The organism is Streptomyces macrolidinus (genome assembly GCF_023887685.1).
GTDB lineage: Bacteria > Actinomycetota > Actinomycetes > Streptomycetales > Streptomycetaceae > Streptomyces > Streptomyces macrolidinus.
In genome coordinates, this window is the sequence record NZ_JAMWMR010000001.1 from 399741 (window position 1) to 423071 (window position 23331).

A 23331-nucleotide genomic window follows, 5' to 3' on the forward strand; every position below is an offset into this window, starting at 1 on the left:
GATACGGAGGTGCGACGTGCTGCCAGGACGGGGACGCAACGACCGTGGTGCCCGCAGAGGCCGCGTTTCGCAGGTCCTGGGCGTGCGTACGGCGTGGACCACCACCGGCGACGGCGAGTTCTTCTGCCCCGGCTGCGGCGGTGACCGCAACTACCAGCGCCTGACCGGGCGTCGCCGCCTCACCCTCGCGGGCGTCCCGCTCCTGCCGCGCGGCGAGACCGGCCCGGTGGTCGAATGCGCCGCCTGCGGCCACCACTACGGCACGGACGTCCTCGACCACCCCACCACCACCCGCTTCTCGGCGATGCTCCGCGACGCGGTCCACACGGTCGCCCTCGCCGTCCTCGCCGCGGGCGGCACCTGCTCCCGTACAGCGCTGGAGACGGCCGCGACCGCCGTCCGCTCGGCGGGCTTCGACGACTGCACGGGCGACCAACTGCACGCCTTGGTCGAGGCGTTGGCCGCCGACACGGGCCGCGTGCTGTGCGAATCCGGCGGCGCGGGCCTCGCCATAGAGCTGCATGAGGCCCTGGACCCCCTGGCCCCCCATCTCGCCCCGCCCGGCCGGGAGTCGATCCTGCTCCAGGGCGCCCGCATCGCTCTCGCCGACGGCCCCTACAGCCTCGCCGAGCGCGATGTCCTCGCGACCGTGGGCGCCGCCCTGACGATCTGCTCGGACGACGTCGCCCGGCTGCTCGCGGCGGCCCGAACTCCCTCGTGACGAAGGCGACTTCGGATGCGTGGCCGATGCGCCTCACAGGCCGAGCGTCATGATGAGCCGGTCCTCGCCCGGCCCGAAGTAGTCAGGGCGCACGCCCTCGTCACAGGAGAAGCCCAGCGACCGGTACAGCGTGATCGCGGCGGCGTTCGTCGGCTCCACCGTCAGCCGGGCCTCGCGGACCCGCTCGGCGCGCAGCCTGCGCAGCACCTCCAGCATCAGCCGCCGCCCCAGCCCCCGCCCCCGCTGGTCGCGGGTGACACCCAGGCTGGCGATCCAACTGCGGTAGCCGTCAGAGGTGGTGACGAACAGGACGTACCCGTGCAGCCGCTCCCCGTCGTCCAGCACGAGCAGGCTGTCGCCGTGCAGGTCGAACAACTGCCGCAGTACGAAGTAGGGGTAGGGCTCCTCGGGGAACGCCTCCCGGTCGACCCGGACCAGTTCGGGCAGATCCGCCTCCGTGACGCCCCTCATCGTCAGCGGCCGGTCGACGAACGCCTGGTCACGAAAGAGCGCCGGGCCGCCCGGATCGCCTCGCGACGGGAAACGCTCCTCTGGAAACACGGTCATGCCGCCCCCCTGCGGGTGAAGTCGAGGGCGCACCTGCCGCCCCGTTTGGGTGAACGAGGGGGATGATGCGCAGGGGACTGCCGTATGGGTCGTTCGGCAGCCTCACGACCATCTTGAGAGGGGCGATCTGAGCCATTCAAGGCGGGATCAGGCCCAAATGGCCATGCGCTGCGATGAGCCCCCGCGTGCTTCCCGCGTGCTTCCCGCGCGCTTCCTACGATACGAACTGTCCCCGTTGACCTGAGCGCGAGGGGAGCCGCGGGTCGCGGGCGTTGGTACCGTAAGCCAATGACCATCAGATGGCCGGGGGACACCCTGCTGAATGCGGATGTGCGCTGGTCCGCATTCGACCCGATCGCCTACGTCGATCACAATTACCGCGACTTGCAGGCAGAGGACGCGGAGATCCTCCAGATCCTTCGCGATCATTTCGGCGGTCATTTCGCTGGTCGTGCCGACGGGCCGGTTTCGGGTATCGACGTGGGGGCCGGGGCGAACCTCTATCCCGGGCTGGCCATGCTGCCCTGGTGCGACGAGATCACCCTCTTCGAGCGCTCCTCCGCGAATGTGCGCTATCTGAAGAGTCAGGTCGCCTCCTACGACGCCAACTGGGACCAGTTCTGGCGCGTCCTGTGCAAGAACGAGGTGTACGCCGCCCTCGACATCGACCCACGAGCCAAGTTCCGTACGGCAGTTCGCGTCGAGGAGGGCAACCTCTTCGAGCTGGTGGCCCACGAGGGGCAGTGGTCCATGGGGACCATGTTCTTCGTCGCGGAGTCGATGACCACCTCCCGCGAGGAGTTCACCCGGGGCGTCGAGTGCTTCCTGCGCGCCCTGAGGCCCGGCGCGCCCTTCGCCGCCGCGTTCATGGAACATTCGAAGGGCTATCACGCGGGCAAGCATTTCTTCCCGGCGTGCGACGTGGGAGAATCAGAGGTGTACGAGAGCCTCGCCCCTTTCGCCGACGAGTTCACGACCACGCGCCTCAAGGCCTCGGCCGCGGTACGCGAGGGGTATTCGGGAATGATCGTCGCCTACGGCCACCGGAATTCGAACTTCCGTATCCAGGGGGGTTGAGGGCTTCCCCGGCGGGGCACATAGGGGTTCTTCCTCAATTGATGGCAGCGCGGCCTGTGTGAGGGGCATGGATGCAGATCAAGCCACGTCAGCATCTGCTGGACATCTGGCAGGCGATCGCCCGTCAGTCGTTCGACGGCGGAGAGTGGGACTGGGGTAAACGAGGTGGCCAGAGCAGCGTCGCCGACGCCGAACGCCTGCTGTGCCTGCTCTACCCGGCCACCGAGATCCCGGCCTTCCGCCTGGACGACCCGGACACCACACAGGACGACGTCCAGAAGGTGCTCAAGAAGGCGGGCGGGCGGCTGGACATCCCGGCGAACCTCGTCACGGCCGCCGCCCAGTTCATGCGCGCGCACACCGCCGAGAACAAGTCGCCGACGTTCGCGGGTGGTTACTACTTCGTCTCCGCGGACGACGGCCACGACCTCAGCGAGCAACAGCGTCAGGTCGGCGTCGTCGAGTCGTACTCGTTGTCGATCACGCTCTGCCTGGCCATCCTCGGCTTCCTCAAGGTCTACGAGACCAAGACCCGCCGCAGCGACATCCTGGAGACGATCCAGGAACTGCGCGCCGCCACCAGCAGGCGCCTGACCGCCGCCATGGTCTGCCTGCTGCGCTCGTTCACGGTCAACGTCTTCGACGTCGACTCCTCCCAGGGCAGCACGCTGTGTGAACTCCTCGGCCAGGGACGGCTGTCACCCCGGCATGTCGTGCACAACTTCCAGCGCCGCTTCCGGGCGCTGCGCGCCGCCATCGTCGAGAGCATGTCCCTCGGTGTCGATGTCGAGGAGGGCCTCAAGGACGAGAACCAGCTCTTCGAGTGCGGCTGGGCCTGGAGCCTGGTGAAGGACGCCCCCGAGGTGGAGATCGAGGAACAGATCGGGCAGCCCGACGGGGTCGCCAACCCGGTGCCGTACCTCTACTTCACCGTGGTCGCCCTCGACGGTATCCAGGACCTGTTCTCCGACCGCACGCTCACCCTCGGCCTGCTGACCCCCGAACAGCAGCGGCTCGCCGAGGCGTTGCGGCTGCGCTGGGAGATCACCCAGCAGTACTGGTCGGGCATCGCCCGCTTCGACTCCGACCGCTGGCCCCTGGAGGACATCCCCTGGCGCACCACGGGCCAGAAGCTGGAGTCCGAGTACTTCTCCCTCTCCATCGCCGCCATCCTCGTCCACGACCTGATGCGCCGCCGCGCCACCGACGACGACCTGACCCGCACGGTCAGCGTCATGGAGCGCCTCGCCGAACGCGGCCGTATCACCAGCCGTCTGATGCGCGACGACCCCATGGTCCGGCTGCACAACCCCGGCATCAGGCTGCCGCTGCAGGGCAGTGAGCGCATCGGGCCGCCCATGCAGTGGATCATGAACGACTTCTCCGCCCAACTGCTCAAGCGGACCATCCAGTTGGGCACGCTCTCCCGCAACCTCACCGCGCACGACCGGCTGCTCAGGCTCGCCGAGGACATCTTCGGCCATATGTGGCGGCGCCGTATCCGTGACGGAGAAGGAATCGGGCTGTGGGACAACGTCCACGCGGCCTACCCCGAGTCGCCCACCCTGGAGAGCCCGATCTCCTGGAGCATCACCGAGCGTGTCACCGAGGTGATGGTCCAGGTCCATGAGATGTACCGGCAGCCGCCGATCCGCAGTGCCGAACTGGCCGAGGTCGCACGGGCGTTGCTCAGTGAGTCCGCGCACATCCTCGGCAACGAGCAGATGGAGCCCGCGCCGTCCGCCGAGGGCAGGCGCGGCATGGAACTCAGGAGTATCGAGATCAAGTTGAGCCGCGCGCGCAGACTCGTGGACGAGAAGCCCGGCACGGCCTGTGCGTTGACGCTCGACGTGCTCGGGGAACTCGACGCCCTCGCCCGTGCCCGCGAAGCCGCGACCCAGGGAGCGTGAGCGTGCTCGTCTTCGCGGCCTCCGACAAGGGAGGCACGGGCCGGTCCGTGACCAGCGCCAACCTCGCCTACCACCGGGCGCTGGCCGGTGACGACGTCTGCTACCTGGACTTCGACTTCGGCTCGCCCACCGCGGCGGCCGTCTTCGACGTGCCCGACGCGCGCCAGGCCGCCGAGGAGCGGGGCCTGCACGCGTATTTGATCGGCGAGGTCGCCGAACCGGCCCGGATCGACGTCTGGTCGGAGACCGAGCACCGGGTGCTGCGTACCCGGCCGCCGGGCTCGGGCCGCCTGGTGCTGATGCCCGGCGACGTCAGCGGCGGCGAGTTCGCCACCACCGAGGACAACCTCCGCCGCTGCGTGGACCTCCTGCTCCGGCTCAACAGCGAGTTCGACCTGATCATCGTCGACCTCAGTGCCGGTCGCAGCTATGCCGTCGACATGGTCCTGGAGGCCACCTCCCAGCGGGAGTTGAGCGGCGTCGAGGCCCGCTGGCTCGTCTTCCACCGCTGGACCCGCCAGCATGTGTCGGCCGCGGCGAGCCTGGTCTTCGGCAAGCGCGGCATCGTCGCGGGCGGCGTGGCCCGCGGCCATGACGAGGAGGCCCTGCGCGGCGTCATCCGCTTCGTCCGGGCCGCCGTACCCGACCCCGAGTCCGCGCTGTGGTCACAGGTGTCGCCCACCCAGTCGGCCTGGATGCGCGAGTGCGACCGCGACCTCAAGCAACTCGCCTCCACCCAGGGCATCGGCTACAGCCTCGTCCTCGGATCCGTGCCACTGGAGCCCGTCCTCCAGTGGCGCGAGCAGCTCATCACCGACGAGGACGTGCTCGACAGTCAGATCGCGGGCCGGGAGACCTGGGAGGCGCTGAGCGACCTGGCCGGGCGGCTCACCGACGACAAGTTCTGGGAGCAGCCGTGACGGACGCCGTGTTCCGCGAGACCACCGCAGAGCCGCGCACCCAGGCCGTGCCGCTGTCCCATCTCTCCCTGGAGCTGGGCCACCTCTACATGGAGGACTTCGAGGCCGGCCCCGAGCGGCTGCGCGAGCACTTCGCCGAGGTGCGCATCTGGGTGGACGCCGCCCGCGCCTCCGCCGCCCGCCGTATCGGCGGCAAGCGGCCCCGGATCAGCACCTGCTTCCTCATCGACGACTACTTCACCCGCTTCTCCACCCCCGCCGAACTCATCCCGATCGTCCTCGACGAAGCCGAGCGGGCCGGTCTCGTCATCGACTACCTGGCCCGCGAGTCGGGCTGCGCCGTCGCCGACAAGATCGAGCTGGCCGAGGCCGTGATGCACCGCCTCGTGGAGTCGCCGCCGCCGGGCAGCTACGGCTCCCGCCCACCCGTCAGCCGGACCGGCTGGCTCCCCAACGGGCAGCGCACCCCCGCCCTGCGCCCCGCCCTGGGCGAGGTCAAGGGCTGGCAGCCGCCCCAGGAGACCGCGGCCCGCAACCACTCGGTGTTCATGGACGTCGAACTGTGGTCGGACAAGGACGAACAGCGCCTGTGGTCCTGCCCGTTCCTCGCCGCCGTCTGGCAGTTGGCCCGCCTCGGCCTGCTGCGCCACCTCGGCGAACCCGTGCTGGCCCCGCGCCCCTGGACCGGCGGCGACTTCCCCCACGACTGGGACCAACTGCCGCCCCTGCTCCGGCTGAACGCCACCGCGGCGCCCTTCAACGCGTACCGCACGTGCACGCTGATGGCCAACCGCTTCCTGGCCGTCGAGGACGCCGTCCGGCTCATTCTCGACCAGGTGGACGTCGACGCGGGCGCCCTGCGCCAGGTCGCCGAGCGGTCCGCCCGCGAAGGGGTCGCGGTCCCGGCCGCGGTCGCGCAGCGCGCCACGTACGTGTTCTACGAGGAGCCCGCCCGGGACTCCTCCCGCGAGGCGAGCTGAGATGGGAGCCCTCCCACCGGTGGCACCCGCGGTCCTGGCCTGCGGCGAGGTGCGCACCGGCCTGCTGCCCTCCTTCCAGGCGCTGGACGGCCGGGCGGCGGCCCAACTGCTGCGGCTGCGCGCGGACGAACGCGTCCGGGTCTCCGAACGCCCCAACCTCTACGCGCTCTCGCCCGACGTCCTCACCGGAGTGGACTGCCGGCTGCCCACCTCCAACGGCGCCAAGGTGCGCGCCGTCGGCACGGTGGCCGCCCGCGCCGCGCTCACCGAGGGCCGCGTCCTGCAGGCCACGGCCTACTTCAGCGCCCCGGCCGACGGCCCCGACCTGCGTCGGCCCTGGGGCCACTACCTCGTCCGGCCCGGCCTGGTGGAACCCTTCGGGAAGCTCCCCGAACAGGCCACCGCCGAGGGTGTGTTGCGCGGGAGCGGGCGCGGCGAACTGGACCTCGGGATGATCGCCGAGGGCCTGCTCGCCCAACTGCTGCGCCATCCCCTGCTCGACCACAAGGCGCCCTTCAAGTCCCGCCGCACACACCTGCGGTGGGCCGCACGGCGCGCCCCCGAGGGCGAGGGGCCGTCCCTGGAGCGCTTCACCCTGGCCGAGGACGGACTGCGTACGGTATCGCTGCGGCTCCCGGAGCACGTCCCGGCCGCCGCGGCTGCGGGCCTGTGCGAGGATCTCGCCCTGCACGACTGGCTGTTGACGACCGTCGTGCACATGCTGGACACCAGCAGGCTCGGCGCGGCCGACGGCCCCGCGGCCGTGCTGGCGCTGCGCCCGGCCGTCGACCATCTGCTGCATCTGTGGATGCCACGCGCGCATGTGGACCAGGACCTGGGCCACCTGTGGGAGGTGCTGGAACGGGAGCCGGGGTTCACCCGCCAGTGGCGGACCCTGGTCCAGCGCATCCGCGATCAACTGGCCGTACAGGCCATTCCGTTGCTGCACGAGGCGCTCACGACGCGCTGACCGGCGGCGACCGCACCCACGAACACCCGACGGGGGAGGACGACGACATGACCGGAGCATCCTCATCAGGGGAAGTACGGGCCGCGCCGATGCACCACGACGAGCCCCGCGCGGCCAAGCTGCTCAAGAGAATCGTGATCACGATCGTGGTCGCGGGCGGCATGTATGTGCTGACCAACGTCCTGGACCAGGACAAGAACCAGATCTGGCAGCTCACGGTGTCCGTCGTCCTGGGCGGCGCGGCACTGATCATCCAGTACCTCGTGGAGTTCGAGGAGCGGCTGGAGGCCATGGAGGACGGCCAGAAGAAGCGCATCCGGGAGATGAGGGACCGCCTCGGCATCCACCACCGGGACATGCTCGCGGTGGTCGACGACCGCTTCGCCAAGATCAACGACGCGACGGAGCTGTTCAGCCAGGTGGACCGCTCGGTGCTCCGCTCCGACGGGGTGACCCGGCTGGCCCGTAAGTACACCCAGGTCGGCGAGCACGGCTCGGAGATCGTGAAGACCTTCGCCCAGGAGGAGATCGCGCGTCTCGCCTCCCTGATGGAGAGCCTCAGCAACGGTACGGCGGACTGTCCGGGCGAGAACCACGAGTGGCTGATAGACCTCACCACGTGCGCGAAGCGGACGCTCTACGCCACCAGCACCGATGTCGACCGGGACTTCTGGTCCAGCGAGCCCGCCAAGCGCTATCTCGCCGCGCAGGGGGACGCGATCAAGAAGCGCCAGGTGGACGTGCGGCGGCTGTTCCTCGTGGAGCGGCCGGAGGACGTCACGGAGAGCCTGGAGGCGATCTGCCGGATCCAGCGCAGTTTCGGCATCGACGCGCGGATCGCGGTCCGCGAGCTGCTGGAACCGAGCGCCCAGGTCACCCCGTTGAACGACTTCATCATCTTCGACGGCGAGCTGTGCTACGAGACCGAGCCGGACGTCCGGGTCGTACCCGCCAAGACCACGCTGAAGATGAAGCGGGACCACGTGGAGGAGCGGATCAACCGCTTCAACGTCCTCTGGGCGGCCAGCGACCCCGCCGACCCCGACGCCGAGCCGGAACCCGCCACCGCGTCCGGCTGACCGGGCCCGTCGCTACGCGCACCTCACACGTTGCGGCGGTCCACGACGACGGCCTGTCGAACACAGAGATCGCCGCCGAGCTGTACATCAGCGTGGCCACGGCGAAGACATACCTGACCCGCCTCCTCACCAAGCTGAACGCGAGAGACCGCGTCCACCTGGTGATCATCGCGTACGAGGCGGGGCTGGTGTCGGTCGGACAGCGCTCATGACGGGGGCCCGGCCGGCGTAGGCGAGAATGGGTCCATGAGTCTGTTCCGCGACGACGGCATCGTGCTGCGCACCCAGAAGCTGGGTGAGGCGGACCGGATCATCACGCTGCTCACGCGTGGGCACGGGCGGGTGCGGGCCGTGGCGCGCGGGGTGCGGCGGACCAAGTCGAAGTTCGGGGCCCGGCTGGAGCCCTTCTCCCATGTCGACGTGCAGTTCTTCGCGCGCGGCAGTGAGCTGGTGGGGCGCGGGCTGCCGCTGTGCACGCAGAGCGAGACCATAGCCCCCTACGGCGGCGGCATCGTGACCGACTACGCCCGCTACACCGCCGGGACCGCCATGCTGGAGACCGCCGAGCGGTTCACCGACCACGAGGGGGAACCGGCGGTCCAGCAGTATCTGCTGCTCGTCGGCGGGCTGCGGACGCTCGCCCGCGGTGAGCACGCGCCGCATCTCGTCCTCGACGCCTTCCTGCTGCGCTCCCTCGCCGTCAACGGCTACGCGCCCAGCTTCGGCGACTGCGCGAAGTGCGGCATGCCGGGCCCCAACCGGTTCTTCTCCGTCGGGTCCGGCGGCTCCGTGTGCGGCGACTGCCGGGTGCCCGGCAGCGTCGTACCCTCCCCCCAGGCCCTCGAACTGCTCGGCGCGCTGCTGACGGGCGACTGGGCGACCGCGGACGCGTGCGAGCCGCGGTACGTGCGGGAGGGCAGCGGGCTGGTGTCCGCCTATCTGCACTGGCATCTGGAACGCGGGCTGCGCTCGCTACGGTACGTAGAGAAGTAGGCACGGAAGAGGAGACGAGAGCACATGGCCGTACGCGGGATCCTGGGGCGGCAGCGCCGCGAGTACAGCACGCCGGAGCCGCACCCGTCCGGGGCCCGTCCGCCGAAGCTCCCCGGCGAGCTGATCCCGAAGCACGTGGCGATCGTCATGGACGGGAACGGCCGGTGGGCCAAGGAGCGCGGGCTGCCGCGCACCGAGGGGCACAAGGTCGGCGCCGAGCGTGTCGTGGACGTGTTGCAGGGCGCGATCGAGATGGGCGTCGGGAACATCTCGCTGTACGCCTTCTCCACCGAGAACTGGCGGCGCTCCCCGGACGAGGTGCGCTTCCTGATGAACTTCAACCGCGACTTCATCCGCAAGTCCCGCGACCAGCTCGACGCGCTCGGTATCCGGGTGCGCTGGGTGGGCCGGATGCCCAAGCTGTGGAAGTCGGTCGCCAAGGAACTCCAGGTCGCCCAGGAGCAGACCAAGGACAACGACAAGCTCACGCTCTACTTCTGCATGAACTACGGCGGCCGTGCCGAGATCGCGGACGCGGCGCAGGCCATGGCGGAGGACGTGAAGGCGGGCAGGCTCGACCCGTCGAAGGTCACGGAGAAGACCTTCGCGAAGTACATGTACTACCCGGACATGCCGGACGTGGACATGTTCCTGCGGCCGAGCGGCGAGCAGCGCACCTCCAACTACCTGATCTGGCAGAGCGCGTACGCCGAGCTGGTGTTCCAGGACGTGCTGTGGCCCGACTTCGACCGGCGTGACCTGTGGCGCGCGTGCCTGGAGTTCGCCTCCCGTGACCGCCGCTTCGGCGGAGCCGTCCCGAACGAGCAACTGCTCGCCATGGAGAGCGAGTTGAGGGGCGAGCGGGAGTAACCCGCTGGTCCGCGCCGTCAGCGCTGCCCTACGATCACGGCTCGTCACAGCGGAAGAACCGTGGAGGGGCCGTGATCGAGCAGCCTGTGGGGCAGCGCGAGGAAGTCGTGCTGGAGTACGAGTACCAGCAGCAGGAGATGACGGACGCGCTCCGGGCGGTGCTGCGCAAACGGGGTGGGTCCGGCTTCCTCTACCACCCCGTCTTCCTGGTGTGCGCCGGGCTGTTCGGGGCGGCACTGCTGGTGCTCGGCATATGCGTCGACGACGGCGCGTGGTTCGCCTTCGGGGTGATGTTCCTCGTCTGGCCGGTGCTGATGTCCCGCGTGCCCCATATGTCGGGCCGCCAGACGCTGCGGGCGAACCAGCACCACGGCCCGATGCGGGTGACCATCGCGAACGAGGGTGTGCGGGTGGTGAGCGCGCACATCGATACGCGTATGGGGTGGGCGAACTACGGCAGTTACGCCGAGACCGAGCACTGCTTCCTGCTCCGCAGCCCCGACCGGGCCGGCGTCTGCGCGCTCGTCCTGGTCAAGAGGGGTGCGCGGAGCCAGGAGGACGTGGACAGGCTGCGTGCCCTTCTGGACCGCCGCCTGCCCCGCGTCTGATCCTGCCCCGCGTCTGATCCTGCTCAGTCGCTCGGCCTGCTCAGTCCTCGGCCGCGGTCCGCGCGCACTCCGCGCACGTGCCGAAGATCTCCACCGTGTGCGCCACGTTGACGTAGCCGTGCTCCGTGGCGATCGCCTCGGCCCACTTCTCGACGGCCGGGCCCTCGACCTCGACCGCCTTGCCGCACATGCGGCAGACCAGGTGGTGGTGGTGTTCGCCGGTCGAGCAGCGGCGGTAGACCGACTCACCGTCGGAGGTGCGCAGGACGTCGACCTCGCCCGCGTCGGCGAGGGACTGCAACGTGCGGTAGACCGTGGTGAGTCCGACCGAGTCGCCCTTGTGCTTGAGCATGTCGTGGAGTTCCTGCGCGCTGCGGAATTCGTCGACCTCGTCGAGCGCCGCCGCTACGGCGGCACGCTGGCGGGTGGATCGTCCCCGTACGGGCGGGCCGGCGGTCGTCACCGTTGCCTCCTTGCATATGCGCCTGCCGGGCCATTGTGCCAGCCCGGCACGGCACATGGTCAGACTTCGACCCCGTCGCCCGCACTCCGCGTGGCCGGAATCGTGCACTCCGCCGGGTCCCCGTCGCCCTGCGCCGCGGCGGCTGCTCGGGCGCGGCGGCGGGCCAGCGGTGCGGCGAGCGCGGTCAGGGCGATGAACGCGGCGATCGTCATCAGCACGATCGTCGCGCCGGGCGGCACGTCCTGGTAGTACGACGTGATCGTGCCGCTGAGGGTGACGGTCACGCCGAGGGCGACCGAGATCGCGAAGGTGGCCGCGAAGCTGCGGCTGAGCTGCTGCGCCGCCGCCACCGGGACCACCATCAGGGCGGACACCAGCAGCAGACCGACCACCCGCATCGCGACCGTCACGGTCACCGCCGCGGTGACCGCCGTCAGCAGGTTCAGCGCCCGCACCGGCAGCCCCGTCACCCGCGCGAACTCCTCGTCCTGGCTGACGGCGAAGAGCTGGCGACGCAGACCGACGGTGACGAGGACCACGAAGGCCGCCAGCAGACAGATCGCGACGACGTCCGACGGCGACACCGTGGACAGCGAGCCGAACAGGTACGACATCAGGTTCGCGTTCGAGCCGCCCGGCGCGAGGTTGGTGAACATCACGCCGCCGGCCATACCGCCGTAGAAGAGCATCGCGAGGGCGATGTCGCCGCGCGCCCTGCCGTACCAGCGGATCAGCTCCATCAGTACGGCACCGAGGACGGAGACGGCCGTCGCCATCCACACCGGGGAGGTGTTCAGCAGGAAGCCGAGGCCGACGCCGGTCATCGCCACATGGCCGATGCCGTCGCCCATCAGGGCCTGGCGGCGCTGCACGAGGTAGACGCCGATGGCGGGGGCGGTGATGCCGACCAGCACGGCGGCGAGCAGGGCCCGCTGCATCAGGGCGTAGTTCAGGAAGTCCATCAGCTCAGCAGTCCCGTCCGGATCGAATCGGTGCCCGCGGTGTCATGCGGGTGGACATGGTCGTGGCCGGGCAGGGCGTGCTGGCCCACGGCCTTCGGAGGCGGGCCGTCGTGCAGGACGCAGCCGTCGCGCAGGACGACCGCGCGGTCGATCAGCGGCTCCAGCGGGCCCAGCTCGTGCAGCACCAGCAGGACGGTCACCCCGGCCGCCACCTGGCCCCGCAGGGTCGCCGCGAGGACCTCCTGGCTCGCCAGGTCGACGCCCGCCATCGGCTCGTCCATGATCAGCAGCTCGGGTTCGGAGGCGAGCGCGCGGGCGATCAGTACGCGTTGGTGCTGGCCGCCGGACAGGGCGTCCACCGAGTCCTTGGCCCGGTCGGCCATCCCGACCTGCTCCAGGGCCGCGCGTACGGCGTCGTGGTCGGCCTTGCGCAGCACGCCGAACCGGGCGCGCGAGAGGCGGCCGGTGGAGACGACCTCGGTCACCGTGGCGGGCACCCCGCCCGCCGCGGTCGTGCGCTGCGGTACGTACCCCACGCGCCGCCAGTCGCGGAAGCGGCGCCGCGGCGTGCCGAACAGCTCGATCTCGCCGCCGCTCAGCGGCACCTGGCCGATGATGCTGCGGATCGCGGTCGACTTGCCCGAGCCGTTCGCGCCGAGCAGCGCGACGACCTCCCCGCGGCGCACCGTGAGGTCGATGCCGCGCAGGACGGGGCGCGAGCCGAGGTCGGCGCGTACGCCCCGCAGGCGTATGACGGACTCTCCCATGGTGTCCTCCATGACGATCACTTGGCTCCCAGGGCGGTCTGCAGTGCCGTGAGGTTGGCCTCCATGACCTCGAAGTAGTCGCTGCCGCGGGACCGGCCCTTGACGATGCCCTCGATCGGGTCGAGGACGTCCGTGCGCAGATGCGTGTCGCGGGCGAGGGTCTTCGCGGCCTTGTTGCTGACGAGCGTCTCGTAGAAGATCGTGGAGACGCCGTCGGCCTTCGCCATCGTCTCCAGGTCCCTGATGCGGGAGGTGCTGGGCTCGGACTCCGGGTCCAGACCGCTGATGGCCTCCTGGGTGAGGCCGTAGCGCTCGGCGAGGTAGCCGAAGGAGGCGTGCGTGGTGATGAAGACCTTGCTCTTGGTGTTCTTCAGTCCCTGCTCGAACCGGGTGTCGAGGGCGTCGAGCTTCTTGACGAGTGCGTCGGTGTTCTTGCGGTACGCGTCCGCGTGCTTCGGGTCGGCCTTCTCGAAGGCCTTGCCGACGCCCCGGGCGACCTCGGCGTAGCGCACCGGGTCGAGCCAGATGTGGAGGTCCTCGGCCTGGGAGTGCTCGTGCTCGTGGTCATGGGCCGCCGCATGGCCGCCCACCTCCGTGCCGTGGTCCTCCAGCGTGGTCAGCGAGGCGGCGTCGATCTTCGTCTTGACTCCGGACTGGGCCACCGTGTCGTCGACGGAGGGCTGGAGCCCCTTGAGGTAGAGCACGGCGTCGGACTCCTCGAGTCCTACGGCCTGCCTGGCGCTGATCTCCAGCTCGTGCGGCTCCTGGCCGGGCTGGGCGAGACTGGTGACGTGGACGTACCGACCGCCGATCTGCTCGGCGAGGAACGCCATCGGGTAGAAGGACGCGACGACGTCGAACTTGCCGCTGCGGTGCGCGCCCGTGTCGGAGGAACAGGCGGTGAGGGCCCCGAGGCCCAGCGCGGTGGCCACCGCGAGAGCGGTGCCGGGTATGAGGCGTCGACGTACGTTCATGACACTCATTTTCAACAAACATGGAAACCGTTGTCAACAAGCTTCCCGTCGCCGACCCCGCGAGGACCCGCTGTCCGCCCCCGGCGCCCCACCGATTTGATTGAAGGGGAGTCCCCGCCGGTAACCTGAAGCATTCGCTCTGAAGCAATGCTCTTCAGCAGTCGCTTCGTCGCCCGTCGTCGTAATGAAGAGAGCACCGTGGCCGCCGACAAGATCGACACCATCGTCAGCCTGAGCAAGCGCCGTGGCTTCGTATTCCCGTGCAGCGAGATCTACGGCGGTCAGCGCGCCGCCTGGGACTACGGACCGCTGGGTGTCGAGCTCAAGGAGAACCTCAAGCGCCAGTGGTGGCGCTACATGGTGACGTCGCGCGAGGACGTCGTCGGTATCGACTCGTCGGTGATCCTGGCGACCGAGGTCTGGCAGGCCTCCGGTCACGTCGCCACCTTCACCGACCCGCTCACCGAGTGCACCTCCTGTCACAAGCGTTTCCGCGCCGACCACCTGGAGGAGGCCTACGAGGCCAAGCACAACCGCCTCCCGGAGAACGGCCTCGCCGACATCAACTGCCCCAACTGCGGCAACAAGGGCCAGTTCACCGAGCCCAAGCAGTTCTCGGGCCTGCTCGCCACCCACCTCGGCCCGACGCAGGACAGCGGCTCGATCGCCTACCTGCGCCCCGAGACCGCCCAGGGCATCTTCACCAACTTCGCCCAGGTCCAGCAGACTTCGCGCCGCAAGCCGCCGTTCGGCATCGCGCAGATGGGCAAGTCCTTCCGCAACGAGATCACGCCCGGCAACTTCATCTTCCGCACCCGCGAGTTCGAGCAGATGGAGATGGAGTTCTTCGTCAAGCCGGGCGAGGACGAGAAGTGGCAGGAGTACTGGATGCAGGAGCGCTGGAACTGGTACACCGGCCTCGGCCTGCGCGAGGAGAACATGCGCTGGTACGAGCACCCGAAGGAGAAGCTCTCCCACTACTCCAAGCGCACCGCCGACATCGAGTACCGCTTCCAGTTCGGCGGCTCGGAGTGGGGTGAGCTGGAGGGCGTCGCCAACCGCACGGACTACGACCTCTCCGCGCACGCGCAGGGCTCCGGCCAGGACCTCTCCTACTTCGACCAGGAGGCCGGCGAGCGCTGGACGCCGTACGTCATCGAGCCCGCGGCCGGTGTCGGCCGCGCGATGCTGGCGTTCCTGCTCGACGCCTACGTCGAGGACGAGGCCCCGAACGCCAAGGGCAAGATGGAGAAGCGCACGGTGCTGCGCCTGGACCACCGCCTGGCGCCGGTGAAGGTCGCGGTGCTGCCGCTGTCCCGCAACCCCGAGCTGTCGCCGAAGGCCAAGGGCCTGGCCCAGACGCTGCGCACGCACTGGAACATCGAGTTCGACGACGCGGGCGCCATCGGCCGCCGCTACCGCCGCCAGGACGAGATCGGTACGCCGTACTGCGTGACGGTCGACTTCGACACCCTGGACGACAACGCCGTGACCGTGCGTGAGCGCGACTCGATGAAGCAGGAGCGTGTCTCCCTCGACCAGATCGAGGGCTACCTGGCCAGCCGCCTCCTGGGCTGCTGAGCGGGTACCTGACCGCGAACGCCGGGCCGGGCTGGATCACTTCCAGCCCGGCCCGGCGTTCTGCTGCGCGTGGAGGCTCGTCCGCCTACGCCACGCAGAACTCGTTGCCCTCCGGGTCGCGCATGACCCACCAGTGACCCGCCGGGCCCCTGTCCACCTCTTCGACGCGGGTCGCGCCCAGGGACTCCAGCCGGGCCACCGTGGCATCGCGGGCGTCCGGACCGGCGTGGACGTCGAGATGCAGGCGGTTCTTCCCGCCCTTGGCCTCGGGCACGTCCTGGAAGAGGATGCGACGACCCCGGCCGATGCCTGTCGCCGCGTCGTACGGGTCGTCGGGGTGCCGTATCGCCGCGAAGCCCCGGAAGACACGGGTGCCGTTGTGCTCGGCGACCGCCGCCTCGGGAAGCCGGCCCGCCGCCAGCAGCCCGTCGATCAACGCGCTGTTGTCCTCCACCTCGTACGCCAGCGCCGCCGCCCAGAAGTCCGCGAGGACAGGGGCGTTGCGGGTGTCGACGACCAACTTCCACTCCAGTGCTGTCATACGGCCCTTTCTACGCACTCCCGCTCGCCCCTGTCCCGGGAATCGCTCGACCGATCGTCGCGAGAGCGAGGGCGCGGGTGGTCAACGCCCTTGCAGCGAGCGGACGTTGTCGCCGAACGTCCAGTTCTTCGAGCCGTCCCAGTTGACGGACCACGTCATGAGGCCCTTGAGGCCGGTGCCGTAGTGCTGCCAGGCCTCGGAGACGAGGGACGGCGCCATGTACCCGCCGCCCGCGCCCTGTTGGGCGGGAAGGCCCGGCACCTGCTTGTCGTAGGGGACCTTGACCGTGGTCCCCTGGATGGTCAGGCCGCTGTTCAGACAGTCCGTCTGCGCGACGAAGCCCGCCACGGTGCCCGCCGCGTACGAGTCGCCGGAGCAGCCGTACATGCTGCCGTTGTAGTACTGCATGTTCAGCCACCACAGCCGGCCGTTGTCCGCGTACTTCTTGATGACCGGCAGATACGCGCCCCAGATCGACCCGTAGGTGACACTGCCCCCGGTCACGTACGCCGTCTCCGGGGCCATGGTGAGCCCGAAGCCTGCGGGCATCTGCGCCAGCACCCCGTCGATGATGCGGATCAGGTTCGCCTGGGACGTGGACGGTTGGCCGATGTTCCCACTCCCCGTCAGGCCGGTCTCGATGTCGATGTCGATGCCGTCGAAGTTGTATTCCTTCAGGATCGGGACGATCGTCGAGACGAACCGGTCGGCGACGGCGGTGGAGTTGAGGTCGATGCCCGCGGTCGCGCCGCCGATGGAGAGCAGGATCGTCTGTCCTGCGGCCTTCGCGGCGCACATCTCCGCCGGGGTGGCCACCTTCACCCCGCTGTCCATGCCGTCCTCCCACAGCGCGGTGCCGTCGGAGAGGATGACCGGGAACGCGGCGTTGAGCACGTTGTAGCCGTGCGCGGCGATCCGGGAGTCGGTGATCGGGGTCCAGCCGAACGGCGGGTGGACCCCGTTGGCGGCCCCGTCCCAGTTCTCCCAGTAGCCCTGGAGAACCTTGCCGGACGGACGGGACTTCACGGCGCAGGTCTCGGCCGCGGAGGCGGAGGCGGCGGGGGCGGTGGCGACGGAGAGCGGCGCGAGGACGGCCGCGGTGAGGGCGGCGGCGAGCAGGCGCGGCCAGTGGCGGATCATGCGAGGCCTCCCGTGTGGGGGTGCGGTGAGGTGTCGTAGGCATGACGGTGCTCTGGTCCAGACCTTTCGTCAAGAGGTCTGGACCAGATCGCCGAGGCTGGGGGAACCGGACGCTCAGTGCGAGCGCAGTACGTGGTCCGCTTCGGACGAAGAAGACCGGGCGGTGACCGGGCTCACCAACGGCGGGGTCATGGTCGACCAGAGCCTCCGTGCTCGTTACCCACGTTCGGGGCAAGTGCCCGACAGACAGGTGGTCTTGACGCTGCCCACTCGGCAGGGTGACGCTCGTGCAACAAGGCGCAACCAAGTAGGCAGGGGGCAAGGTCATGGCTCTACTGTTCTTCGGCAAGGACCCGAACACCAACGGCGACAACTGTCCGACCGTGTGGGTGGACGAGATGTCGGCCGAACTGGTGATGCAGGGATGGAAGGCTGACGAAGACACGGAAGCGGAATGCCTGACGGTCGGACACATTCCCGACTCCGAGGCAGTGATCCGCATTCCGGCGCGCATGGTGCCGTTGATCAGGAAGGCGTGCGATGAAGCCGAGCAGCGTTCCGCCGTTCAGTGAGCTGATCGGGAACTGTCACCGCTCCGCTGTGCATCTCGAACTTCGGGACACCTACGAGGGATACGACGACGGCGGTCGCTTTGCCGAATGGAAGCGAGAGGGCGGGATCACACCGGCCTTCGTCGAGGACTTCCGGGCATGGACCGACCTCGTACGAGAGACGGTTGCCCGTGGCGTGGAGATGCGTCGGGTCAGGGTGGTATCCGTACCGGTCACCGAGTACATCCGGTTCGAGTACGAGGCGGCGCACCTCAACCAAGAGGCAGGCGAACAGGTGCGATGGCTGCCACGCTCGGATGCCGCGACGCTGCTTGTGCCGGGAGCTGATCTGTGGATCTTCGATGGTCGATTGATCAGGTTCGGGCACTTCACCGGAGACGGCGCACTGGTCCGCAACGAGATGTGCCAAGACCCGTCAGTGATCAAGAAGTTCAGTGAGGCGTTCGAGGCCGTCTGGCAGCGAGCGACCCCGCACGAGAGGTTCACGGTCTGACCGCGCTGGCTCATGCCCCAGTACCAGTCATCGAGTGTCGAGAGCGCCCGCAAGGCTGTTGCGGCACGGCTCCGCGAAGTGCGCCTGGACGCCGGCTTGAAAGGGCATGAGCTAGCCGCTCGCTGCGGCTGGCACAAGTCCAAGACCTCTCGCATCGAGAGCGCCCGTACACCTCCGTCCGACGCCGATATCCGCGCATGGTGTGCCGCCTGCGGAGCGGATGATCAGGCGGTCGACATAGTGGCAGCCTCCCGCACGGCCGACTCCATGTACCTGGAATGGAGGCGGCTGCAGCGCACCGGCCTGCGTCGTTTGCAAGAGGCACGCATCCCGCTGTACGAGCGCACCAGACTGCACCGGGGCTACGCCTCGCACGTCGTGCCTGGACTCTTCCAGACGCCCGCCTACGCCGCCGCGCTGCTGTCGTCTGTCAGCCGGTTCCACGGCACCCCCGACGACACAGTGGAAGCCGTAGATGCCCGCATGGCGCGCGCCCGAGTGCTGCACGAGGGGACGCACCGCTTCGCATTGCTCATCGAGGAAGCAGTCTTGCGGTACCAGGTGGGCGACGCTGAAGCCATGGCAGGGCAATTGGGGCACCTGCTGTCGGTCATGTCACTTCCCGCTGTCTCCATGGGGGTCATCCCGTTCGCTGCACAGGAGCGGGGCATGTGGACCCTTGAGACGTTCGACATCTTTGATGATCGGCGTGTGCATGTGGAATTGCTGACGGCTCAGGTCACGCTTACCGCGCCGGGTGAAGTCGGGATGTACGTCAAGGCATGGACGGACTTGCATGAGTTGGCCGTCTACGGCGCGGACGCCCGATCGCTGGTGTCGGATGCTCTTGGGGCCCTGGGCTGAGAATTCGCGTGCAACAACGTAGAACCGGCTCGATGTCGGGGCTACGGCATCCCTAACGTGGTCGTCATCCGGACGACGCGAAGGGTCCGACTGCAACGCCTGCTCGCGTCGGCACCCGGTGGGGCACTGACGACCCGCACGGTCATGCGCTCACCAGAAGTCCACGAGAGAGGGCACACCATGCAGACCACCAGCACGACTCAGGCGCGCATCCCCTGGGGCATCAGCCGGATGCGCCCGTACCCCAGCACCTACCAGCCGGGCTACGCGACCGCCGAAGTCGACCCTGTCACGCAGACCACCGTCTTCCGTGACGTGCGGGGCGGCGTCGTGGAGATGGGCAAGCACGGCACGAGCAAGGGCACCGAGACACAGCCCCAGTCCACGAACCAGGACAGCCGCAATGACACGGACCACGACCAGGACAGCGAGCAGGACTGATGAACCATGCTGGACCGGTCGCGGTCGTCACCGAGGTGGACGACGTGACCGCCGACATGGTGATCACCGAACTGAACAAGCGCGGTGTCCCGGTCGTGCGGTTCGATCCCTCCGACATCGGTGACCGTCTCTCACTGTCAGCCCGGTTCGGCGCCAGCCGGGCGGCAACCCCCGCCGGCCATCTGCGCACCCCCTCCAGAACCACCGCCCTGGAGGGGGTGCGGTCCCTCTACTGGCGCCGCCCGACCTGGCCCTGCTTCGAGCACCTGGACGATCAGGACGCCCGCTTCGCCGCCGCCCAAGTCCGTCATGGTCTGGGCGGCACTCTCTACGCCCTGGCGAACTGCCGCTATGTGAACCACCCGTTCAGCAACTACGCGGCGGAACACAAGCCCATGCAACTGGCCGTGGCCGAACGCCTCGGCCTCACCGTCCCGCCCACCCTGATCTCCAACGATCTGGCCGACATCCGCGCATTCATCACCGAACACGGCCGGGCGATCTACAAGACACTGCGCTGGACCCCCTACCGGCGCGGCGACGGCGTAGGGCTCACCACCTGGACCGAGCCCGTCACCGCCGACGAGGTGGACGAGAGCGTGGCCGAGGTCCCGCACCTGTTCCAGGCACGCGTGGACAAGGTGGCGGACCTGCGGGTGGTCATCGTCGGGCCCAAGGCGTTCGCGATCCGTATCGACTCCGACCTGCTGGACTGGCGCGCGGATTACAGCGCCCTGACCTACGCGCCCGTGGCCCTGCCCGCCAACGTGGAGAAGGCCTTGACCGCCCACTTGGAACACTTCGGCCTCGCCTCCGGCAGCTTCGACCTGTGCATCACCCGTGACGGTGACCTGCACTGGCTGGAGCTGAACCCGAACGGCCAGTGGGGTTGGCTCGAAGACGAAACCGGGCTGCCGATCGCCGCCGCTTTCGCCGATCTCCTGGAGCAAGGAGCGTCCACACCGTGATCCGACCCGACTCCACAAGCCTCCGCCGCGCTCTGGCCGATCAGCTCGAACAGGGCGGCGTACTGAGAACCCCGGTATGGCGAAAGGCCGTCGAAGCCGTACCCCGGGAGCTGTTCCTCCCGTCGTTCTTCAGGAGTGCGCCCGGTCCCGGCGGCATCACGCAGTACATCCCCGTCACCCAGGACACCGACGAGGACGAGCGGCTGACCCTCACCTACCAGGACGAAACCTGGGTGACTCAGCTCGACGGCCACCTCACCGCCGACACCGCCGACGGGCCGGTGACCGGCTTCCCCACCTCCTCCTCCACGATGCCATCCACCGTCATGGGGATGCTCGAATCCCTGGACGTGGAGGACGGCATGAACGTCCTGGAGATCGGCACCGGTACCGGCTACTCCACGGGCCTGATGTGCCACCGTCTGGGAGAGGACAACGTGACCAGTGTGGAAGTCGACCCCGCCGTGTCGGAGCGGGCGGATGCCGCGCTGGAGGACGCGGGGTACTCGACCTGGACCGTCACAGGGGACGGCCTCCTCGGACACCCGCGCCGCGCACCGTATGACCGGACCATCGCCACCTGCGCTCTACGGCGCATCCCGTACGCGTGGGTCCGGCAGACCCAGCCGGGCGGGATCATCCTCGCCACAGTGGGCCCCAGCGCCTGGACCTACGGCACGGGCCTGGCCAAGCTCACCGTCAAGGACGACGGAACCGCAGTGGGCCGGATCATCGGCCGAACCTCGTTCATGCCCGCCCGAGCGGAGGCGGCCGTCCAGCTCTCCGGAGACCTGTCCGCCCGTGCCGCCTACGCGGACACCGAGCGTGCGACCAGCCTTCCCCCCGATGCGCTGAACCACTGGATGCCCGCGTTCCTGGCCCAGCTCGCCGCACCGGGCGCCCAGCTCGTACGAGCGGTCAGCGGCAGCCGAGAGACGGTCTACCTGTTCGACACCGGTCGGGAAGCCTTCGCGGCGCTCACCGCTGACGGAGACGAGTGGACCGTTCGGCAAGGGGGACCGGTCGCCATCTGGGACGCCATCGAAAGCGCGCTCACGGCGTGGCAGAGCGCTGGGGAACCTGACATCACCTCCGTTCGTATGGAGGTCACTTCCAGAACGCACACGTACTGGATCGGGGACCAGCCAGCCCTCCGCTGGGAGCACCCACACCCGCCGCTGAACGCCTGACAGCTTCCGGACGGCCGAGCCCCTTGCCCCCGCGGGCCTTGGACTCCAGTGCTGCTCCACGGAAGTTCGCGGAGCAGCACTGGAGATGGCCGGACTTCGTCGTTGCCGGGGTACCGGTAGGGCGGTCAGTCGGAGCCGAGCTGTCCGCGCTTGAGGCTCGTCACGAATGATGAGAACGCGGCGGTGGGGAAGTTCAGCACCGGTCCGTTCGGGTTCTTGGAGTCACGGACGGGGACCGTGTCGCACGAGGCGACGAGGTTGGTGGCGACCTCGATGCATGAACCGCCGTTGCCGCTGTAGGAGGACTTGAACCAGATAAGGGGGAGGGAGTCGGTCGCCACGGGGTGCCCTTTCGAAGCTAATCGATCACGGCCACAGGTACAGCGTGAGGGGCGGTCAGTGGGAGTCGAGCTGCCCGCGCTTGATGCTCGTCACGAACGAGGAGAACGTGGCGGAGTGGAAGCTCAGTACGGGACCGCTCTGGACCTTGGAGTCGCGGACGGGGACCACGCCGCGCGAGTCGGCAAGGTTCGTGGCGACCTCGATGCACTGGCCGCCGTTGCCGCTGTAGGAAGACTTGAACCAACGGGGGAACTCGGTCGTCACTTGAAACCCTTTCGGAGCCGTTCGATCAAGGCCACAGACGCCGCTTGGGAGTGCGCTTCGGCCTGTAGCTGATGGTAGGCCGCCAGTATCGGAAGGACGGACGCACTTTCCCGTTCGAGGTGGCCCCGATGGGCGGACTCGGCGTAGGACACAAGTGAGCGGTCCGGCATCGTGAGTACGGTAATGGGCAGACTGAACGGTCTGCGAGCTCCCATGGAGAACGGTGCGACCTGTAGCACGGTGTTCGGGCGCTCGGCGAACTCAAGCAAGCGCGCGAACTGAGCGTCCATGGCCGATGGGGCTCCCATCGGTCGACGGATGCACCCTTCATCAAGTACCGCGGTGATCAGAGGGGATGGTGACCGCGCGAGGCTGTTCTGTCGCCTCACTACGAGTTCAACTCGTTCGTCCGCTTGCTCAGGGGTGATCGCTTCCCGCCGTACCGCGTCCGCTTCCAACGTCGCGGCGTACTCGGGCGTCTGTAGGAGACCAGGGATGACGCCCACTTCGTACAGTCGGATCTCTGTTGCCTGCGCCTCAAGTGCAACGTACTCCGGGAACCCTTCGATGAGCGCTGTGTGGCGCACGGCCTGACTCAGACGCTCGAACCTGTCTCCCGTGCCCAGCGCTCTGTCAACGCTTGCCGCAAATCGGCGAGTTGGAGATCGGCGACCAGTTTCTACGGCGGAGATGTGTGCTCCGGAACAGCCAGCGCGTGCAGCTAGCTCGTCCTGTGTCCACCCCCGTTCGTCCCGCAGCGTGCGCAGTAGCTGCCCAAACCGTGCACTCGGTGACGATTCGGGGTCCAGTTCTCTCCGGTTCAATGGGCACCGTCCAATTTGCCAAGCAACTTCCGTAAGTTGAAGACACGTCGACTCTAGGTCACGCTGAGCCTCCTGGTAGTGGAACCACTACAGAGAGGAGCGACCGTGCCCGGCAACAGCGACGCCGTCGAACGGCAACCCCCACCCGTTCCCGCCTCCGGCGCGCTCGTGGTGGACGCTGACGGTCGAGTCGGAGAGTTCCGCGGTGAAGTCAGCGGACTCTGGTGCCTCCGTCCCGTCACGGGCGGTA

27 protein-coding genes and 1 pseudogene are annotated in these 23331 nt (G+C 68.8%); 18 read left to right on the forward strand and 10 right to left on the reverse strand.

Annotation, left to right across the window (positions count from 1 at the left end; translation table 11 throughout):
* Positions 1 to 16: 16 nt before the first annotated feature.
* Positions 17 to 721, forward strand: a complete 705-nt coding sequence (locus NGF19_RS01870) for a tellurite resistance TerB family protein (protein WP_252421644.1) — start codon at positions 17 to 19, stop codon at positions 719 to 721.
* Positions 722 to 754: 33 nt separating this feature from the next.
* Here the strand turns inward: NGF19_RS01870 and NGF19_RS01875 are convergent, their stop codons facing one another.
* Positions 755 to 1288, reverse strand: a complete 534-nt coding sequence (locus NGF19_RS01875; protein ID WP_252421645.1) for a GNAT family N-acetyltransferase — start codon at positions 1286 to 1288, stop codon at positions 755 to 757.
* A gap of 288 nt (positions 1289 to 1576) precedes the next feature.
* Here NGF19_RS01875 and NGF19_RS01880 point away from each other — a divergent pair, with 288 nt between their 5' ends.
* The 10 genes and pseudogenes from NGF19_RS01880 to NGF19_RS01925 all read left to right on the forward strand — a co-directional run bounded on the left by NGF19_RS01880 (position 1577) and on the right by NGF19_RS01925 (position 10695).
* On the forward strand, positions 1577 to 2365 hold the full coding sequence (locus tag NGF19_RS01880; protein ID WP_252421646.1) for an SCO2525 family SAM-dependent methyltransferase: 789 nt from the start codon (positions 1577 to 1579) through the stop codon (positions 2363 to 2365).
* Between the two features lie 71 nt (positions 2366 to 2436).
* On the forward strand, positions 2437 to 4275 hold the full coding sequence (locus NGF19_RS01885; RefSeq protein WP_252421647.1) for an SCO2524 family protein: 1839 nt from the start codon (positions 2437 to 2439) through the stop codon (positions 4273 to 4275).
* 2 nt (positions 4276 to 4277) lie between these two features.
* Positions 4278 to 5195 (forward strand): SCO2523 family variant P-loop protein, encoded by a 918-nt coding sequence (locus NGF19_RS01890; protein ID WP_252421746.1) that lies wholly within the window; start codon positions 4278 to 4280, stop codon positions 5193 to 5195.
* Entirely contained in the window at positions 5192 to 6175 is a 984-nt protein-coding gene (locus tag NGF19_RS01895) for an SCO2522 family protein (RefSeq protein WP_252421648.1), read from the forward strand. Before NGF19_RS01890 ends, NGF19_RS01895 begins: the two co-directional genes overlap by 4 nt.
* Position 6176: 1 nt before the next feature.
* Positions 6177 to 7145: an SCO2521 family protein gene (locus tag NGF19_RS01900; RefSeq protein WP_252421649.1), complete on the forward strand. Its 969-nt coding sequence runs from the start codon at positions 6177 to 6179 to the stop codon at positions 7143 to 7145.
* Positions 7146 to 7192: 47 nt separating this feature from the next.
* On the forward strand, positions 7193 to 8224 hold the full coding sequence (locus NGF19_RS01905; RefSeq protein WP_252421650.1) for a DUF6879 family protein: 1032 nt from the start codon (positions 7193 to 7195) through the stop codon (positions 8222 to 8224).
* A 47-nt stretch (positions 8225 to 8271) separates the two neighbouring features.
* A pseudogene (locus NGF19_RS01910) lies at positions 8272 to 8436 on the forward strand (response regulator transcription factor); the annotation flags it as partial.
* A 34-nt stretch (positions 8437 to 8470) separates the two neighbouring features.
* Positions 8471 to 9217 carry a DNA repair protein RecO gene (gene recO, locus NGF19_RS01915; RefSeq protein WP_252421651.1) on the forward strand — a complete coding sequence of 249 codons (747 nt, stop codon included), beginning with the start codon at positions 8471 to 8473 and terminating at the stop codon, positions 9215 to 9217.
* A gap of 24 nt (positions 9218 to 9241) precedes the next feature.
* Entirely contained in the window at positions 9242 to 10087 is an 846-nt protein-coding gene (locus tag NGF19_RS01920) for an isoprenyl transferase (RefSeq protein ID WP_252421652.1), read from the forward strand.
* 71 nt (positions 10088 to 10158) lie between these two features.
* Positions 10159 to 10695, forward strand: a complete 537-nt coding sequence (locus NGF19_RS01925; RefSeq protein ID WP_252421654.1) for a hypothetical protein — start codon at positions 10159 to 10161, stop codon at positions 10693 to 10695.
* A 40-nt stretch (positions 10696 to 10735) separates the two neighbouring features.
* Here NGF19_RS01925 and NGF19_RS01930 read toward each other — a convergent pair whose 3' ends face one another.
* From NGF19_RS01930 to NGF19_RS01945, 4 genes are read right to left on the reverse strand one after another with little or no spacing between them, the layout of a single operon-like run.
* Positions 10736 to 11158 (reverse strand): Fur family transcriptional regulator, encoded by a 423-nt coding sequence (locus NGF19_RS01930; RefSeq protein ID WP_252421656.1) that lies wholly within the window; start codon positions 11156 to 11158, stop codon positions 10736 to 10738.
* Between the two features lie 59 nt (positions 11159 to 11217).
* Positions 11218 to 12120: a metal ABC transporter permease gene (locus tag NGF19_RS01935; protein ID WP_252421658.1), complete on the reverse strand. Its 903-nt coding sequence runs from the start codon at positions 12118 to 12120 to the stop codon at positions 11218 to 11220.
* Positions 12120 to 12887 (reverse strand): metal ABC transporter ATP-binding protein, encoded by a 768-nt coding sequence (locus NGF19_RS01940; protein ID WP_252421660.1) that lies wholly within the window; start codon positions 12885 to 12887, stop codon positions 12120 to 12122. The genes NGF19_RS01935 and NGF19_RS01940 overlap by 1 nt, the downstream gene beginning before the upstream one ends.
* Before the next feature lie 17 nt (positions 12888 to 12904).
* Positions 12905 to 13861, reverse strand: coding sequence for a metal ABC transporter substrate-binding protein (locus NGF19_RS01945; RefSeq protein ID WP_252421662.1), 957 nt, complete (start codon positions 13859 to 13861; stop codon positions 12905 to 12907).
* Positions 13862 to 14059: 198 nt separating this feature from the next.
* Here NGF19_RS01945 and NGF19_RS01950 point away from each other — a divergent pair, with 198 nt between their 5' ends.
* A complete protein-coding gene (locus NGF19_RS01950; RefSeq protein WP_252421747.1) occupies positions 14060 to 15442 on the forward strand; it encodes a glycine--tRNA ligase in 1383 nt (460 codons plus the stop codon).
* Between the two features lie 85 nt (positions 15443 to 15527).
* Here NGF19_RS01950 and NGF19_RS01955 read toward each other — a convergent pair whose 3' ends face one another.
* Both NGF19_RS01955 and NGF19_RS01960 read right to left on the reverse strand, forming a co-directional pair.
* Entirely contained in the window at positions 15528 to 15983 is a 456-nt protein-coding gene (locus NGF19_RS01955) for a VOC family protein (RefSeq protein ID WP_252421664.1), read from the reverse strand.
* Positions 15984 to 16064: 81 nt separating this feature from the next.
* Entirely contained in the window at positions 16065 to 17123 is a 1059-nt protein-coding gene (locus NGF19_RS01960) for a chitinase (RefSeq protein ID WP_252421665.1), read from the reverse strand.
* Positions 17124 to 17449: 326 nt separating this feature from the next.
* Between NGF19_RS01960 and NGF19_RS01965 the strand changes: the two genes are divergently transcribed.
* The 6 genes from NGF19_RS01965 to tgmC all read left to right on the forward strand — a co-directional run bounded on the left by NGF19_RS01965 (position 17450) and on the right by tgmC (position 21651).
* Entirely contained in the window at positions 17450 to 17695 is a 246-nt protein-coding gene (locus tag NGF19_RS01965) for a hypothetical protein (protein WP_252421666.1), read from the forward strand.
* On the forward strand, positions 17664 to 18188 hold the full coding sequence (locus NGF19_RS01970) for a DUF6879 family protein (RefSeq protein WP_252421667.1): 525 nt from the start codon (positions 17664 to 17666) through the stop codon (positions 18186 to 18188). The genes NGF19_RS01965 and NGF19_RS01970 overlap by 32 nt, the downstream gene beginning before the upstream one ends.
* A gap of 12 nt (positions 18189 to 18200) precedes the next feature.
* Complete coding sequence (locus NGF19_RS01975) at positions 18201 to 19052, forward strand: helix-turn-helix domain-containing protein (protein WP_252421668.1); 852 nt, start codon at positions 18201 to 18203, stop codon at positions 19050 to 19052.
* A 180-nt stretch (positions 19053 to 19232) separates the two neighbouring features.
* A complete protein-coding gene (tgmA, locus tag NGF19_RS01980; protein WP_252421669.1) occupies positions 19233 to 19493 on the forward strand; it encodes a putative ATP-grasp-modified RiPP in 261 nt (86 codons plus the stop codon).
* Positions 19493 to 20461, forward strand: coding sequence for an ATP-grasp ribosomal peptide maturase (gene tgmB, locus NGF19_RS01985; RefSeq protein WP_252421670.1), 969 nt, complete (start codon positions 19493 to 19495; stop codon positions 20459 to 20461). Before tgmA ends, tgmB begins: the two co-directional genes overlap by 1 nt.
* A complete protein-coding gene (gene tgmC / locus NGF19_RS01990) occupies positions 20461 to 21651 on the forward strand; it encodes an ATP-grasp peptide maturase system methyltransferase (RefSeq protein ID WP_252421749.1) in 1191 nt (396 codons plus the stop codon). The genes tgmB and tgmC overlap by 1 nt, the downstream gene beginning before the upstream one ends.
* A gap of 125 nt (positions 21652 to 21776) precedes the next feature.
* On the opposite strand, the gene NGF19_RS01995 is transcribed toward tgmC, so the two are convergent.
* Genes NGF19_RS01995 through NGF19_RS02005 form a run of 3 tightly spaced genes read right to left on the reverse strand, consistent with a single transcriptional unit; the run spans position 21777 to position 23081 of the window.
* Complete coding sequence (locus NGF19_RS01995) at positions 21777 to 21992, reverse strand: DUF397 domain-containing protein (protein ID WP_252421671.1); 216 nt, start codon at positions 21990 to 21992, stop codon at positions 21777 to 21779.
* A 55-nt stretch (positions 21993 to 22047) separates the two neighbouring features.
* Positions 22048 to 22257, reverse strand: a complete 210-nt coding sequence (locus NGF19_RS02000; protein WP_252421672.1) for a DUF397 domain-containing protein — start codon at positions 22255 to 22257, stop codon at positions 22048 to 22050.
* Entirely contained in the window at positions 22254 to 23081 is an 828-nt protein-coding gene (locus NGF19_RS02005) for a helix-turn-helix domain-containing protein (RefSeq protein ID WP_252421674.1), read from the reverse strand. Before NGF19_RS02005 ends, NGF19_RS02000 begins: the two co-directional genes overlap by 4 nt.
* Between the last annotated feature and the right edge of the window lie 250 nt (positions 23082 to 23331).